This is a genomic window from Brevundimonas sp. AVps4, from assembly GCF_058681525.1.
On the sequence record NZ_CM178741.1, the window covers coordinates 1,252,319 to 1,266,797 of the forward strand.

General features: G+C 67.5%; 12 protein-coding genes. 11 read left to right on the plus strand and 1 reads right to left on the minus strand.

Annotated elements, in window-relative coordinates:
- Positions 1-213 precede the first annotated feature (213 nt).
- The 11 genes from ACW178_RS06210 (at position 214) to ACW178_RS06260 (ending at position 12,048) form a co-directional block, all read left to right on the plus strand.
- On the plus strand, positions 214-366 hold the full coding sequence (locus ACW178_RS06210) for a hypothetical protein (RefSeq protein ID WP_182714313.1): 153 nt from the start codon (positions 214-216) through the stop codon (positions 364-366).
- Between the two features lie 90 nt (positions 367-456).
- Positions 457-2,196, plus strand: a complete 1,740-nt coding sequence (gene ilvD / locus ACW178_RS06215) for a dihydroxy-acid dehydratase (RefSeq protein ID WP_191558384.1) — start codon at positions 457-459, stop codon at positions 2,194-2,196.
- A gap of 6 nt (positions 2,197-2,202) precedes the next feature.
- Positions 2,203-3,216, plus strand: coding sequence for a ketol-acid reductoisomerase (gene ilvC / locus ACW178_RS06220; protein WP_191558383.1), 1,014 nt, complete (start codon positions 2,203-2,205; stop codon positions 3,214-3,216).
- Between the two features lie 18 nt (positions 3,217-3,234).
- Positions 3,235-4,947: an acetolactate synthase 2 catalytic subunit gene (gene ilvG / locus ACW178_RS06225; protein WP_191558382.1), complete on the plus strand. Its 1,713-nt coding sequence runs from the start codon at positions 3,235-3,237 to the stop codon at positions 4,945-4,947.
- A 1-nt stretch (position 4,948) separates the two neighbouring features.
- Positions 4,949-5,200 (plus strand): ACT domain-containing protein, encoded by a 252-nt coding sequence (locus ACW178_RS06230; RefSeq protein WP_191558381.1) that lies wholly within the window; start codon positions 4,949-4,951, stop codon positions 5,198-5,200.
- Complete coding sequence (locus tag ACW178_RS06235) at positions 5,200-6,447, plus strand: 2-isopropylmalate synthase (RefSeq protein ID WP_191558380.1); 1,248 nt, start codon at positions 5,200-5,202, stop codon at positions 6,445-6,447. Before ACW178_RS06230 ends, ACW178_RS06235 begins: the two co-directional genes overlap by 1 nt.
- Positions 6,440-7,852, plus strand: coding sequence for a 3-isopropylmalate dehydratase large subunit (leuC, locus tag ACW178_RS06240; RefSeq protein WP_492024975.1), 1,413 nt, complete (start codon positions 6,440-6,442; stop codon positions 7,850-7,852). Before ACW178_RS06235 ends, leuC begins: the two co-directional genes overlap by 8 nt.
- Positions 7,853-8,001: 149 nt before the next feature.
- On the plus strand, positions 8,002-8,586 hold the full coding sequence (leuD, locus tag ACW178_RS06245) for a 3-isopropylmalate dehydratase small subunit (protein ID WP_287104808.1): 585 nt from the start codon (positions 8,002-8,004) through the stop codon (positions 8,584-8,586).
- Positions 8,586-9,692, plus strand: coding sequence for a 3-isopropylmalate dehydrogenase (gene leuB / locus ACW178_RS06250; protein WP_492024976.1), 1,107 nt, complete (start codon positions 8,586-8,588; stop codon positions 9,690-9,692). Before leuD ends, leuB begins: the two co-directional genes overlap by 1 nt.
- Positions 9,693-9,911: 219 nt before the next feature.
- Positions 9,912-11,261 carry an ammonium transporter gene (locus ACW178_RS06255; RefSeq protein ID WP_054764925.1) on the plus strand — a complete coding sequence of 450 codons (1,350 nt, stop codon included), beginning with the start codon at positions 9,912-9,914 and terminating at the stop codon, positions 11,259-11,261.
- A gap of 97 nt (positions 11,262-11,358) precedes the next feature.
- Positions 11,359-12,048, plus strand: a complete 690-nt coding sequence (locus ACW178_RS06260; protein WP_287104812.1) for a TorF family putative porin — start codon at positions 11,359-11,361, stop codon at positions 12,046-12,048.
- Positions 12,049-12,105: 57 nt separating this feature from the next.
- Here ACW178_RS06260 and ACW178_RS06265 read toward each other — a convergent pair whose 3' ends face one another.
- Positions 12,106-14,478, minus strand: coding sequence for a glucan 1,4-alpha-glucosidase (locus ACW178_RS06265; RefSeq protein ID WP_191558377.1), 2,373 nt, complete (start codon positions 14,476-14,478; stop codon positions 12,106-12,108).
- Between the last annotated feature and the right edge of the window lies 1 nt (position 14,479).

Below are 14,479 nucleotides of genomic sequence, written 5' to 3' on the forward strand. Positions count from 1 at the left end.
ATGGAACTGTCGCGGCCCGGTTTCAACCCCGCGCGGGGCCTGCGGCCCTAACAAGCGGTTAGGAACCGTTACGGTCGGCGGAGAGACTTGCGGACGCAAGGTAAGAAACACCCCCATTGCGGTCGCTGTCGGCCTTTTGCGCAAAATTTTTGCGACAGGGGTTGTGCGGCTCCGGCCCATATGGTTTCTTGGCGTCAGAACAGGGAGCCGCCCGTGGCTGTGATGACGCGCGAGATGATGAAGGGACGCACCGCGAAGGCGGTGGCGGCCGTTCGCGCGCCGATCGGCCTGGAAAGCCCCGTAACCCTTATTATCCTCGTACTCCTCGGCCTGCTTACGCAAGCGGCGTGGATGCCTGCGACCTGACCTAGACACACTCAGGATCGCCTCGCACCACCCCGCTCCCGAAAGGAAGCGGGGTTTTTCGTGCTTGGCGGTTCGAAACGAACCGGACCGATGACGCAAGATTCTACCTCAGAGCCCAGAAAGCCCAACGCGCGCAGCGCGGCGGTGACGGCCGGTCCGAACCGGGCGGCGGCCCGCTCCTATCTGCGCGCCGCCGGCATGCAGGATGCCGACTTCGACAAGCCGATGATCGGCATCGTCAACACCTGGTCGACGGTCACCCCGTGCAACATGCACCTGGACCGGCTGGCCAAGGACGTGCGGGCCGGGATCATCGCGGCCGGCGGCTATCCGGTCGATTTCAACACCATCGTCGTGACCGACGGCATTTCGATGGGCACGGCGGGCATGAAGGCCTCGCTGATCAGCCGCGAGGTCGTCGCCGACTCGATTGAACTGGCGATCGAGGGGCACCAGCTGGACGGCGTGGTCTGCATCGTCGGCTGCGACAAGACCATTCCGGCGGCGGCCATGGCCCTGGCGCGGATGGATATCCCCGGCCTGGTCTATTACGGCGGCACCATCATGCCGGGCGTGATCGGCTCGAAGGAGGTCTCGGTCCAGGAGGTGTTCGAGGCCATCGGCGCCCATTCGGCCGGCGCCCTGGACGACGAAGGGCTGAAGGCGGTCGAACAGGCCGTCTGCCCCGGCGCCGGCGCCTGCGGCGGCCAGTTCACGGCCAACACCATGGCCATGGCCCTGTCGGTCATGGGCATCAGCCCCATGGGCGCCAATGACGTGCCGGCGGTCGATCCCGGCAAGGCGGCCGAGGGCGAGCGTTGCGGCCGGCTGATCGTCGAACGGGTCTTCGCCGGCGACACGGCCCGCAAATACATCACCCGCGCCAGCCTGAAGAACGCCGCCGTCGCCGTCTCGGCCTCGGGCGGATCGACCAACGCCGTCATGCACCTGACGGCCATCGCGGCCGAGGCCGGGATCGAGTTCGGGGTCGAGGACTGCCACCAAGCCTGTGTCGAGGCGCCGGTGATCTGCGATCTGAAGCCTGGCGGCCGTTTCCTGGCCTCGCACCTGTTCGCCGCCGGCGGCACCCGTCTGGTGACGCAACGTATGGCTGAGGCCGGCAAGATCGTGAACACGCCCACCGTCAGCGGCCGCAGCCTGTTCGCCGAGGCGGCCGAGGCCGAGGAGACGCCGGGCCAGGTCGTCGTGACGACCTTCGACGCCCCCGTGATGGACCGCGGCAGTTTCGCAGTCATCTATGGCGACGTCGCCCCTGAGGGCGCGGTCATCAAGCTGACGGGCCACAAGGTCGACACGTTCGAAGGTCCGGCCTGCGTCTTCGACAGCGAGGAAGACGCCTTCCACGCCGTCCAGGACGGCTCGGTCGGCGAGGGCGACGTCATCATCATCCGTTACGAAGGCCCCAAGGGCGGCCCGGGCATGCGCGAAATGCTGCAGGTCACAGCCGCCCTGAAGGGCCGCAAGATCGACAATGTCGCCCTGCTGACCGACGGCCGTTTCTCGGGCGCCAGCTACGGCTTCGTCGCCGGCCATATCTCGCCGGAAGCCGCCGTCGGCGGCCCGATCGCCCTCATTCGCGATGGTGACCGCATCACCATCGACGTCACCAACCGCCGGATCGACGTGAACGTCGACCTGGCGACGCGCCGGGCGGGCTTTACGCCCCACGTGGTCCGCCCGGCGCGAGGCGTCTTCGCCAAATACCGCGCCTCGGTGGCCTCGGCCGCCCAAGGCGCGGTCACCATCCCCAACCCGCCGCCGGCGCAAATCCCGGCCTCTCACAAATCCGCTGCTGCTCAGGACGCCTGAATTCTCATGGCCATCACCATCTACACCAACGAAGACATCAAGCCGGGCGCGATCGCCGGGCAGCGCATCGCCATCATCGGCTATGGCTCGCAGGGTCGGGCGCACGCCCAGAACCTGAAGGACAGCGGCCATGACGTGGTCGCCGGCGTCCGTCACGGCGGCACGGGCTGGAAACACGCCACCGCCGACGGCGTCCCGACCGCCGAGCCGGCCGAAGCGGTCAAGGGCGCCGACATCATCGCCATCCTGACCCCCGACATGGTTCAGGATCAGGTCTATCGCGACATCATCGAGCCGAACGCCAAACAGGGCTCCGCCCTGCTGTTCGCCCACGGCTTCTCGATCATCTACGGCCGGATCACCCCGCGCCCCGACATGGACGTCATCCTGGTCGCGCCCAAGGGACCGGGCGATCTGGTCCGTCGCGAATTCCAGCGCGGCCGCGGCGTGCCCAGCCTGTTCGCGGTCGAGAAGGACGCGACCGGCAAGGCCCGCGACCGGGCCATGGGCTACGCCAAGGGCAACGGCGGCGCGACCGGCGGCCTGCTGGAAACCACCTTCCGCGAAGAGACCGAAACCGACCTGTTCGGCGAACAGGCCGTCCTGTGCGGCGGCGCCAAGGAACTGGTGATGCAGGGCTTCAACACCCTGGTCGAGGCCGGCTACCAGCCCGAGATCGCCTATTTCGAATGCCTGCACGAGCTGAAGCTGATCGTGGACCTGTTCTACGAAGGCGGCATCTCCAAGATGCACCACTTCATCTCGGAAACCGCCAAATACGGCGCCGTCGCCAGCGGCCCGCGTGTCGTCACCGAAGAGACCAAGGCCCGCATGAAGACCATCCTGAACGAGATCCAGGACGGCACCTTCGCGCGCAACTGGATCGCCGAGAACGAGGCCGGCAAGCCCCAGTACGAGGCCTGGCTGAAGGCCGACCGCGAAAGCCAGATCGAACAGGTCGGCGCCCGTCTGCGTGAGCGGATGGCCTGGCTGAACACGCCCAAGTCTGAAGCGGCCTGAGCCCGAGCGAAAGACCGGATGACCCTGATGACCGCCGCCGCCTTCAAATCCTCAGCCGAGGCCGCTCCCCAATCGGGGGCGCGCCTGCTGGTCTCCACCCTGGAGCGGCTGGGGGTGGAGGTGGTGTTCGGCTATCCGGGCGGCGCCATCATGCCGGTCTATGACGCACTGGCCGGGTCGAAGCTGAAACACATCCTGGTCCGCCACGAGCAGGGCGCGGCCTTCGCCGCCGACGCCTATGCGAGGAAGAGCGGCAAGGTCGGGGTCTGCATGGCCACCTCCGGTCCCGGCGCCACCAATCTGATCACCGGCATCGCCAATGCGATGATGGATTCGGTGCCGATGGTCTGCATCACCGGCAATGTGGCCCAGGGGCTGATGGGGACCGACGCCTTCCAGGAGATCGACATCCTGGGCGTCACCCTGCCGATCGTGAAACATTCGATCCTGGTGCGCGACGCGGCCGATGTTCCGGCCGCCATCGAGGAAGCCTTCCACATCGCCGCCTCGGGCCGTCCCGGTCCGGTCCTGGTCGATCTGCCCAAGGACGTGCAGTTCGCCACGACCACCGACGACTACGGCTTCCACATTCCCAATGAGACTTCGCGGATCGACCACGACGCCGTCGCCGCAGCCGAGGCCGCGATCCGGGCGGCGAAGAAGCCGCTGGTCTATATCGGCGGCGGGGTGAAGATCGGCCGCGCGACCGAGGCTTTGCGCGCCTTCGTCGCCGCGACCGGCATCCCCCAGGTCTCGACCCTGAACGCCCTGGGCACCGTCCCGACCGACGCGCCGCGCATGCTGGGCATGCTGGGCATGCACGGCGCCCGCGCCGCCAATCATGCGGTTCAGGACAGCGATCTGCTGATCGTCGTCGGCGCCCGGTTCGACGACCGCGCCACCGGCAAGCTGGCCGAGTTCGCGCCCAACGCCCGCATCGTTCATTTCGACATCGATGCCTCCGAAGTCGGCAAGCTGCGGGCGGCCAATGTGGCCGTGGTCGGCGAGCTGAAGGACGGGATCGAGGCCCTGACGGCGCGCATGGCCGGCGGACCGGCCCTGGACATCCAGCCCTGGGTCGACGCGTGCGTCGACGCCGCCCGTACCGGCGCCTATCGCTATGACGCGCCGGGCGAGGGGGTCTACGCCCCGGCTCTGCTGAAAGAAGTGTCCGAAGCGGCCGGCGACGCCTTCGTCGCCGCCTGCGACGTGGGCCAGCACCAGATGTGGGCGGCCATGCACTGCCGCTTCTCCAAGCCCGAGGCCCACATCACCTCGGGCGGTCTGGGCGCCATGGGCTTCGGCCTGCCCGCCGGCATCGGCGCCAAGCTGGCCGATCCGTCAGCGACGGTCGTCACCATCGCCGGCGACGGCGGCTTCATGATGAACATCCAGGAGCTGGCGACGCTGAAGCGTTACGGCATCCCGCTGAAGATCGTGCTGATCGACAACTCCTCGCTGGGCCTGGTGCGCCAGTGGCAGGAGCTGTTCTTCGCCGAGAACTATTCCGAGATCGACCTGTCCGACAATCCGGACTTCGTGAAGGTGGCCGAGGCCTTCGGCATCGAGGCCTTCCGTATCGATCGCCGCGATCAGGTGTCCGAAGGCATCCAGCGCCTGCTGGCCGCCGACGGCCCCTGCCTGGCCCATGTGGTCATCGATCCCCGAGACAATGTCTGGCCGCTGGTTCCGCCGGGCAAGAGCAATGCTGAAATGATGGAGGGCTCCTGAGATGAGCAACACGATCCACGTCCAGATCGACCGTGCGGACGGTTCGCTTCAGCGTCTCATCGGTCTCGTGGAGCGCCGGGGCTTCCACATCGACGGCATCAACATGGCCGACGAGGGCGCCTTCCGTCGGATCGCCCTGACCATCCGCGGCCGCGACGCCGGCCGTTGCATGGAGAATCTGGGTCGCCAGATCGACCGCCTGTTCGGCGTGCGCCGCATCGGCAACGACATTATTCAATCTGAGGCCGCGTGATGACCGCCGAACAAGTACGAGTATCCGGCGTATCCCGAACTGAGGAGATCGCCGCAGACCCCAGCCGGGTCATCGTCTTCGACACGACGATGCGGGACGGGGAGCAGGCGCCGGGCTTCTCCATGACCGCCCAAGCCAAGGTGAAGATGGCCCAGGTCCTGAAGGACCTGGGCGTCGACGTTATCGAGGCCGGTTTCGCCGCCGCCTCGCCCGGCGACGAGGACTGCATCCGCCGCGTGACGGGCGAGGTCGAGGGGCCGGTCTTCTGCTCCCTGTCGCGCGCCAACGAGAAGGACATCGACGCGACTTTCCGCGCCCTGCAGCCGGCGCCGAAATCCCATCGTCGCTGCCATACCTTTATCGGCACCAGCCCGATCCACCGCACCGCCAAGCTGAAGATGTCGACCAACGAGGTGCTGTCGACCGCCGTGCGCGCGGTCGAATACGCCCGCACCCTGTTCGACGACGTCGAGTTCTCGGCCGAGGACGCCTTCCGCACCGAGCCTGAGTTCCTGGCCGATGTGCTGGAGGCCGCCGCCGACGCGGGCGCCCGGACTCTGAACGTGCCCGACACCGTCGGCTATGCGACCCCGGAAGAGGTGCGCGAGACCTTCCGCGCCCTGGCGGCGCGGATCCACAAGCGCCACCCCCATGTGATCTTCTCGGCCCACTGCCACGACGACCTGGGCATGGCGGTCGCCAACTCCCTGGCTGCGGTCCAGGGCGGGGCGCGTCAGGTCGAGGGCGCGATCAACGGCATCGGCGAACGGGCCGGCAACGCCTCGATCGAAGAGGTCATCATGGCCCTGAAGGTGCGCGAAGACCGCTATGGCGTCGCCATCGGCGCCGACAGCCGCCATCTGGTCCGCGCCTCCAAGATCCTGTGCGAAATCACCGAGACGGTCATCGCCCGCAACAAGTCGGTGGTCGGCATCAACGCCTTCGCCCACGAGGCCGGCATTCACCAGCACGGCATGCTGGCCGACAGCCGCACCTATGAGATCATGCGGCCCCAGGACGTGGGCTTTGAAGGCAGCTGGTTCGTTCTGGGCAAGCACTCGGGCCGCCACGCCATCGCCAAGCGGGCCGAGACCATCGGCCGTCCGATCGAGGGCGAGCGTCTGGCGGCCGTCGTCGCCGGCTTCAAACAGCGCGCCGACCAGATCGGCGAGATCAGCGACGCCGAACTGATCGCCATCATTGATCGCGTCGACGGTGTTGAGGAGACGGTGGCCCAGTATGCCTGATCCAAAGACCCTGTTCGACAAGGTCTGGGACGCTCATGTGGTGCGGCCGGAAACGGCCGATACGCCGGGCGTCCTGTATATCGACCTGCATCTGGTCCATGAGGTCACTAGTCCCCAGGCCTTCAGCGAGATCGAGGCGCGCGGCCTGAAGGTGCGCCGGCCCGACCGGACCTACGCCACCCTGGACCATTCGACCCCGACCCTGCCGGCGGGGCTGAACGGGCTGAAACCCTATGTCACCCCCCAGGCCGAGGCCCAGGTCCATACGCTGGAGCGGAACTGCGCCGCCCACGGGGTTCCGCTGGCGGGCTGGGGGTCCGAAGATCGGGGCGTGGTCCATGTCATGGGGCCGGAGCTGGGCCTGACCCAGCCGGGCATGACGGTCGTCTGCGGCGACAGCCATACCGCCACCCATGGCGCCTTCGGGGCTCTGGCCTTCGGCATCGGCACCTCGGAGGTCGGCCATGTGCTGGCGACCCAATGCCTGTTGCAGCGCAAGGCCAAGGCCATGCGGGTGACGGTGAACGGACGGCTGGAGCCCGGCGTCTCGGGCAAGGACGTCGCCCTGGCCGTCATCGCCGCCATCGGCTTCGGCGGCGGCACCGGCTATGTCATCGAATACGCCGGCGAGGCGGTGCGGTCGCTGGACATGGAAGGGCGGATGACCCTGTGCAACATGTCCATCGAGGCCGGCGCCCGGGCGGGGATGATCGCCCCGGACCAGACCACGATCGACTGGCTGCGGGGCCGCAAACATGTCCCCGCCGACTATGAGGCGGCGACCGCCGAATGGCTGAAGCTGGCCACGGACCCGGGCGCGACCTTCGACAAGGAAGTCGTGATCGACGGCGCCGCCATCCGGCCGATGGCGACCTGGGGCACGACGCCGGACGCCGGCGCCCCCATCGGCGCGCCCGTGCCCCAGCCCCAGTCGGACAGCGACCGCAAGGCCATCGCCTATATGGGCTTCACCCCCGGCGAGGCGACGACCAGCCAGCCGGTGGACGTGGTCTTCATCGGCTCCTGCACCAACGGCCGCCTGCCCGATCTGCGCGCCGCCGCCGAGGTTCTGCGCGGCCGCAAGGTCAAGCCGGGCCTGCGCATGCTGGTGGTTCCCGGTTCGGAGGCCGTTCGCCGGGCCGCCGAGGCGGAAGGACTGCACGAGGTCTTCATCGCCGCCGGGGCCGAATGGCGCATTCCCGGCTGTTCCATGTGCATCGCCATGAACGGCGACGTCGTCGCGCCCGGTCAGCTGGCCGTCTCGACCTCCAACCGCAATTTCGAAGGCCGCCAGGGCAAGGACGCCCGCACCATACTGGCCAGCCCCGCGACGGCTGCGGCGACGGCGGTGGCCGGTGTGCTGACCGATCCGCGCGTCTTTCTGAACGAGGTCGTGGATGCGTAGCGACACCCCCTTCCGCTCATCCCGGCGAAAGCCGGGACCCAGTGCTTTCGCGAAGCACAATGCGCGGGATCGCCGACAGGGCGCGACGGGTGACGCCTATCGCCCACAGAACTGGGTCCCGGCTTTCGCCGGGATGAGTGGAGTTTTTGATGTCTGAGCCCTTCACCACCCTGACCTCGAAGACCGTGATCCTGAGCCAGGCCAATATCGACACCGACCAGATCATTCCGGCCCGGTTCCTGACCACGACCACGCGCGAGGGTCTGGGCAAGGCGGCCTTCTATGACTGGCGCTATGAGGCCGACGGCTCGGAAAAGCCCGAGGCGATTCTGAACCGGATCGATCCGGCCGAGCATCGCATCCTGCTGGCGGGCAAGAATTTCGCCTGCGGCTCGTCGCGCGAACACGCCCCCTGGGCCCTGTACGACTATGGGTTCCGGGCGGTGATCTCGACCGAGATTGCTGACATTTTTACATCTAACGCCTTGAAAAACGGCCTGCTGCCCGTCGTCGTCAGCCAGAATGTCTGGGACGATCTGGCTTCGCAGCCGGACCAGCCGGTCACAATCGACCTCGAAGCCCGGCAGATCCGACGCGGCAATGCCCAGCCCGTGCCGTTCGAGGTCGAATCCTTCGCGCGCCAGTGTCTGTTGAACGGGGTGGACACCCTGGGCTGGCTGCAATCAAACCTGCCAGAGATCGAAGCCTTCGAGCGTTCGAGAGAGACCGTCTGATGACCCAAGCCGCCCCCAAGACCTATGAGATCGTCCTGTTGCCCGGCGACGGCGTCGGGCCGGAAGTGACGCGGGCCGCGCGCGACGTGCTGGCGGTCATCGGCGACTTCTACGGCCACAACTTCAACTTCACCGAACATCTGATCGGCGGCGCCGCCATCGACGAGACGGGCGAGCCCCTGCCTGAGGCGACGCGCGCCGCCTGCGTCGCCGCCGACGCCGTCCTGCTGGGCGCCGTGGGCGGCCCCAAATGGGACGGCGGCAAGCGCCGGCCCGAGGAAGGCCTGTTGGCGATCCGCAAGGCCATGGGTCTGTTCGCCAATCTGCGGCCGCTGCAGGTATCGCCGGTCCTGGCGCACCGTTCGCCGCTGAAGAAGGAGATCGTCGAGGGCGTCGATCTGATCGTCTTTCGCGAACTGACCGGCGGCGTCTATTTCGGGGAAAAGACCCGCACCGCCGACCGCGCCACCGACCTGTGCGAATATACGGTCCCTGAGATCGAGCGCGTCGCCCGCGCCGCCTTCCAGACGGCCCGCCAGCGCCGCGGCAAGGTGACTTCGGTCGACAAGGCCAATGTGATGGAGACCAGCCGCCTGTGGCGCGAAGTGGTCACCCGCATCCATGCGGAGGAGTTCCCCGAGATCGCGCTGGAGCACGCCCTGGTCGATTCCATGGCCATGCACCTGATCAGGAAGCCCCGCGAATATGACGTCATCCTGACCGAGAACATGTTCGGCGACATCCTGTCGGACGAGATTTCGGTGCTGGGCGGCTCCATCGGCCTGCTGCCGTCGGCGTCGCTGGGCACGGAAGGGCCGGGCCTGTTCGAACCGATCCACGGGTCGGCGCCGGACATCGCCGGTCAGGATCTGGCCAATCCGGTCGGCACGATTCTGTCGGCGGCCCTCTTGCTGCGTCACAGTCTGAAGCTGGAGGACGAGGCGGATTCCATTGAGGCCGCCGTCGCCGCCGTCCTGGCGGCCGGCGCCGTGACCGCCGATCTCGGCGGAGCCCTGGGCACGCGGGGGGCGACCGAGGCCGTCATCGACGCCATCCGCGCCATTCACTGGGCGACGGCGCACCGGGTGCAGATGCACTGGGCCTGAGGGGCGTCGCGCCGCCCCTGAATTTCATGCCGGGAACAGCGTTCCTTGAAACATGAATCTGAACCTTAAGCCTCGCACGACGAATGGATCATGCGAGGCTTAACTTTTTTGACAGGACCGTTGCAAGAAAGTTGCACCGTTTCAGCCTGACCCCCTTGCGTCGAACGCGATTGCAGTAAAACCTTCGCACTTGCGAGATTGCTAAGGGGGTATTTGCTTATGTCGCACGTTTGGAATCGACTTCCGGGGGTCGCTGCGCTCCTGCTTCTGACCATCGGGCTCTTTTACGCCGGCGGGGCCTTCGCCCAGACGCCGGAGGCGGCGCCCGCCCTGCTGGCGCACCAGTCGGCGCTGGAGCTGGACGGCGCGGGCACGGCCTGGCTGGGCACGTCCACGGCCCTGGTCCTGCTGATGACCCTGCCGGGACTGGCCCTGTTCTACGGCGGCATGGTGCGGCGCAAGAACGTCATCGCCACCATCACCCAGTCGGTCGGCGTCTTCGCCGTCGTCTCCCTGGTCTGGTTCATCGCGGGCTACAGCATCGCCTTCGGCGCCAACGCCGACGCCGCGCTTCAGCCCTATGTCGGCAGCCTGGACATGCTGTTCCTGAACGGCGTGACCCTTGGCACGGCCAACAGCCTGCTGACGGGCATTCCGGAATATCTGTTCATCGCCTTCCAGATGACCTTCGCCATCATCACCCCGGCCCTGGTCACCGGCGCCTTCGCCGAGCGGATGAAATATTCGGGCCTGCTGCTGTTCACGGCCCTGTGGTCGCTGCTGATCTATTCCCCCATCTGTCACTGGGTGTGGGGCGGCGGCTTCCTCGGTTCCGCCGGCGTGCTGGACTTCGCCGGCGGCGCGGTGGTTCACGTCAACTCGGGCGTGGCCGGTCTGGTCTGCGCCATCTTCCTGGGCCGCCGCAAAGGCTATGGGGTCGAGCCGATCAATCCGCACAACCCTGTCCTGACCATGATCGGCGCCTCGCTGCTGCTGGTCGGCTGGATCGGCTTCAACGCCGGTTCGGCGGGCGCGGCCAATGAGCTGATGGGCGTGGCCCTGCTGAACACGGTGCTGGCCGCCGCCGCCGCCGCCCTGACCTGGAAGATCATCGAACTGATCGAAAAGAAGAAGGTCTCGCTGATCGGCATGCTGTCGGGCGTGGTCGCCGGCCTGGTCGCCATCACCCCCGCGGCGGGCTTCGTCGATCCCAAGGGTGCGGTCATCATCGGCCTGATCGCCGGTCCGGTCTGCTACATCTCGTCGGTCTGGATCAAGAAGCTGCTCCGTTACGACGACTCGCTGGACGCCTTCGGCATCCACGGCGCGGGCGGTCTGATCGGCGCCCTTCTGACCGGCGTCTTCGCCACCACGGCGATCAACAGCCTGTCGGAAGGCGCCAATGTCGGGGCCCAGGCCATCGGCCTGGCCTGGACGATCGCCTACAGCGCGGTCGGGACCTTCATCATCCTGGTGATCTGCAAGTTCACCACGGGTCTGCGGGTCAGCGAGGCGGAAGAAGCCGCCGGTCTGGACACCTCGCTGCACGGCGAGGCGCTGGAACACTGAAACCAGAGGGTGCGGCCCGCCGGCCGCGCCCTCCCTTCCGGCGATCCTATCGGGTGCTGGAACAAAAATAACGAAACCAAGGGGATAGATAATGAGAATGAAACTGTTCGGTACGGCCGCCGCTGCGGCCCTGGCTCTGGGGCTGACCAGCCTGGCCGCGCCCGCCTCGGCTCAGGACGCCAAGGTGGCCTTCAACGTCGGCGTGACCAGCGACTATGTCTTCCGGGGCTACAGCCAGACCAACGAAGATCCCGCCATCCAGGGCGGCGTCGACCTGACGGCCGGCAGCTTCTATGCCGGCGCCTGGGCCTCCAACGTTGATTTCGGCGACGACACTGACGCGGAAGTCGATGTCTATGGCGGTTACCGCACCGAGGCGGGCGGTTTCGCCCTGGACTTCGGCGTGATCGGCTACCTCTATGCCGGCGAACCGGACGGCGCCGACTACAACTATGCGGAGTTCAAGGCTGCGGCCTCGCGCGCCGTGGGCCCGGCCACCTTCGGCGCCGCCGTCTACTATTCGCCCGACTTCTTCGGCGCGGCGGATAAGGAAGCGACCTACGCCGAGGTCAACGCCGCCTTCTCGCCGGCGCCCAAGTGGACGATTTCCGGCGCCGTGGGTCAGCAGTGGTTGGACGTGTCCGACGACTACCTGACCTGGAACGCCGGGGTCGGCTATGCCCTCAGCGACAATCTGTCGGCGGATGCGCGCTATTACGACACCGACGTGGACGGGGTGCCCGCGGCCGAGGACCGTTTCGTGGTCGGTCTGAAGCTGACCTACTGAGCCCGTCTTCGGTGAAAAACGAGGCCCCGGAGCACTGGCTCCGGGGCCTTTTTCGTATCAGCGGGCGTAGCGGCTTTCGACCGGCTCGTACCGATCCCACACCTTGCCGTCGGCCAAGGACCGCAGCAGCTTCAGATATTCGGCATGGGTCCAGGCCAGGGGGGTGGCCGAGTCGGTGTTCTGGCCCAGGGCGTAGTCGCGCTCGGTCGGGTCGCCGACCCCGTCCCAGACCTGTTCGGCCAGCATCAGCCCGTCATTGGCGAACCGCTCCATGCCGCGCACATAGGTCTGGCGGATGGCGGCGATGTCGGCGGCGGACGGAGCGCCGTTCAGGCTGACACGGGCCAGCTCATAGTGGCCGCGCTCGCCGGTGAAGAAGGGCCAGACCCGACCCCGCTGACCAGGGCTCATCTGCCCGCCGACGCCGTAGTTGGCGCCCGTGACATGATCCTCGCCATAGCCGTCGACGCCGTAGCGGCGCCAGCCCGGCGTCTGGTCGCCCTCCGGCCCGAAGTCGTAGCGGACCCGGTACAGGTCCTCCAGGCTCTGGTCGTCATAGACGGGCAGGGTAGCGAGGATGTGCGGATCGTCGGCCTTGCGCACCCCGTAGCGGACCAGTTCCAGGAAGCCGCCGTCCACGACCCGGTCCTCCTGGGGCGCGATCTGGCCGTTGGCGGCGCCGATCGGGGCCTTGTCGTTCGGGTTCTCGTTCTGAGTGATGCGGATGAAATAGCGGCCGTCGCCGAAGTCGCCGCTGGTCGTGAACATCCGCTCTTCGATCTTGGAGGCGTAGCTGTCGGCGGCGAGCTGATAGCGGGTCGCTCCCGCCGCATCGCCCGAGGCGCGCGCCATTTCGGCCGCGACCGTCAGCCCGGCCACCACGGCGGCGGTGGTGGAGGGGGAATAGCCCTGCTGCTCTTCCCAGCGCTCCTGCTGGGTGAAGGGCGGCTTGATCTCGGCGTCGTTCCACAAAAGGCCGATCTTGCCGCCGTCCACCAGGAAGTCGGCCGCCGGCTTCAGCATCGAACGATAGTGGTCGGCCATCTGGGCGTCGGACAGCCAGCCCAGCTTCCACAGACGATAGCCCAGCATGATCGGCATGGCCGTCTGGTCCAGCTGGACCGCCACCCATTCCAGTTCGCCGTCCACATGGGTCTTCTGCAGGAACCAGCCGCCGACGCCGGTATTGCCGGGCGTGTTCGGGCCGACCTGGACCTGGGGCAGATAGTTGAAGGCCGCCAGCGGCGTCTCCTTGTCGCCCAGGGCCGCCAGGGCCATGGCCACCTGATAGAAGTCGCGCGGCCAGACCGCCTTGTAGCCGGTGGAGGATTTCGACGCGTCCACCGTGTCGCCCCAGGGGTTGGACAGGGAGGCGATCAGGGCGCCGGCATGGGTGCGGTCCTCCTGCACCTTCAGCATCAGGGCCGAGGCGTAGGCCAGCTTGCCTCCGTCCGTCGCCTGTTCGGCGATGCGCGGCAGTTCGGTCAGGGAGGCGACATAGTCTTCCCAGCCGATGCGATCACCCTCGCCGTTGAACCGGGCCAGAACCTCGTCCAGGCCGGTGGAGAAGGCGCCGTCCGCAGCAGCGCGAGCCTGGGCCTCGCTGTCGCCGAAGCCGATGACGATGTCGCGGCTGAGGCTTTGACCCTGGCGCAGACGCGGCAGGGCGCCCGTCATCATGATATTGCCCGCCGTCTCGCCGGTGGAGGCGTAGGTCCAGTTCATCCGCCCGTCCTTCAGGTCGGTCAGACCGTCCGAGGCGCCGACGAAGCCGACGCCGGCGGCGGCGAAGGCCTGGCTGGGCTTCAGCACCAGATGGGTGTCGCCTTCCCAGGCGTGGAAGGCGTCTCGCGTGACCTGACCGCGGTCGTCCACCCCGGTGTTGGCGATGTGCGGCTCCAGCAGCAGATAGGGGGTCGCCGCGCCGCTGAGGGCCGTGATCCGGACCCGCAGCACCAGGGCGTTGCGGTCCGGATCGGTGAAGATGCGCTTCTCGATTTCGAACCGGCCGGCCTTGTCGCGCGTGGTGACCTTATAGGCCGGCGACAGGGAGCGGCCCTGGGCGTCCGTATGCAGATATTCGGTCCGCTCGGTGGTGTCGGGCCCCTCGACCGCCAGGCCGTCCGGCGTGACCACCGCGAAACGCAGGGCCTTGATCTGGGCCTCGTGGATCAGGCCGTACATGGTCTCGGTCAGGACGCCGTCGGCGATGGAGAACCAGACCTTCGACACCGCGCCGGTCGGTCCGCCGTCGCGGTACTGGCCGTCGACATAGGCTTCATAGGAGGCCCCAGCCCCGGTCTTGGCGGCGCTGGACCAGGTAGGCAGATCACCCGGCGCGCCCGGAGCGACTCCGGACTGGGCCGAGGCGGTCGAGGCGAGCGCCAGGCCGGCGGCGCCGGCGAGGCAGAAGGAACGGAAGTGACGCATT

Coding starts and splice junctions, on each gene's coding strand:
- ilvD (WP_191558384.1), top strand. CDS start 457: ATGACGCAAGATTCTACCTCAGAGCCCAGAAAGCCCAACGCGCGCAGC.
- ilvC (WP_191558383.1), top strand. CDS start 2,203: ATGGCCATCACCATCTACACCAACGAAGACATCAAGCCGGGCGCGATC.
- ilvG (WP_191558382.1), top strand. CDS start 3,235: ATGACCCTGATGACCGCCGCCGCCTTCAAATCCTCAGCCGAGGCCGCT.
- ACW178_RS06230 (WP_191558381.1), top strand. CDS start 4,949: ATGAGCAACACGATCCACGTCCAGATCGACCGTGCGGACGGTTCGCTT.
- ACW178_RS06235 (WP_191558380.1), top strand. CDS start 5,200: ATGACCGCCGAACAAGTACGAGTATCCGGCGTATCCCGAACTGAGGAG.
- leuC (WP_492024975.1), top strand. CDS start 6,440: ATGCCTGATCCAAAGACCCTGTTCGACAAGGTCTGGGACGCTCATGTG.
- leuD (WP_287104808.1), top strand. CDS start 8,002: ATGTCTGAGCCCTTCACCACCCTGACCTCGAAGACCGTGATCCTGAGC.
- leuB (WP_492024976.1), top strand. CDS start 8,586: ATGACCCAAGCCGCCCCCAAGACCTATGAGATCGTCCTGTTGCCCGGC.
- ACW178_RS06255 (WP_054764925.1), top strand. CDS start 9,912: ATGTCGCACGTTTGGAATCGACTTCCGGGGGTCGCTGCGCTCCTGCTT.
- ACW178_RS06260 (WP_287104812.1), top strand. CDS start 11,359: ATGAAACTGTTCGGTACGGCCGCCGCTGCGGCCCTGGCTCTGGGGCTG.
- ACW178_RS06265 (WP_191558377.1), bottom strand. CDS start 14,478: ATGCGTCACTTCCGTTCCTTCTGCCTCGCCGGCGCCGCCGGCCTGGCG.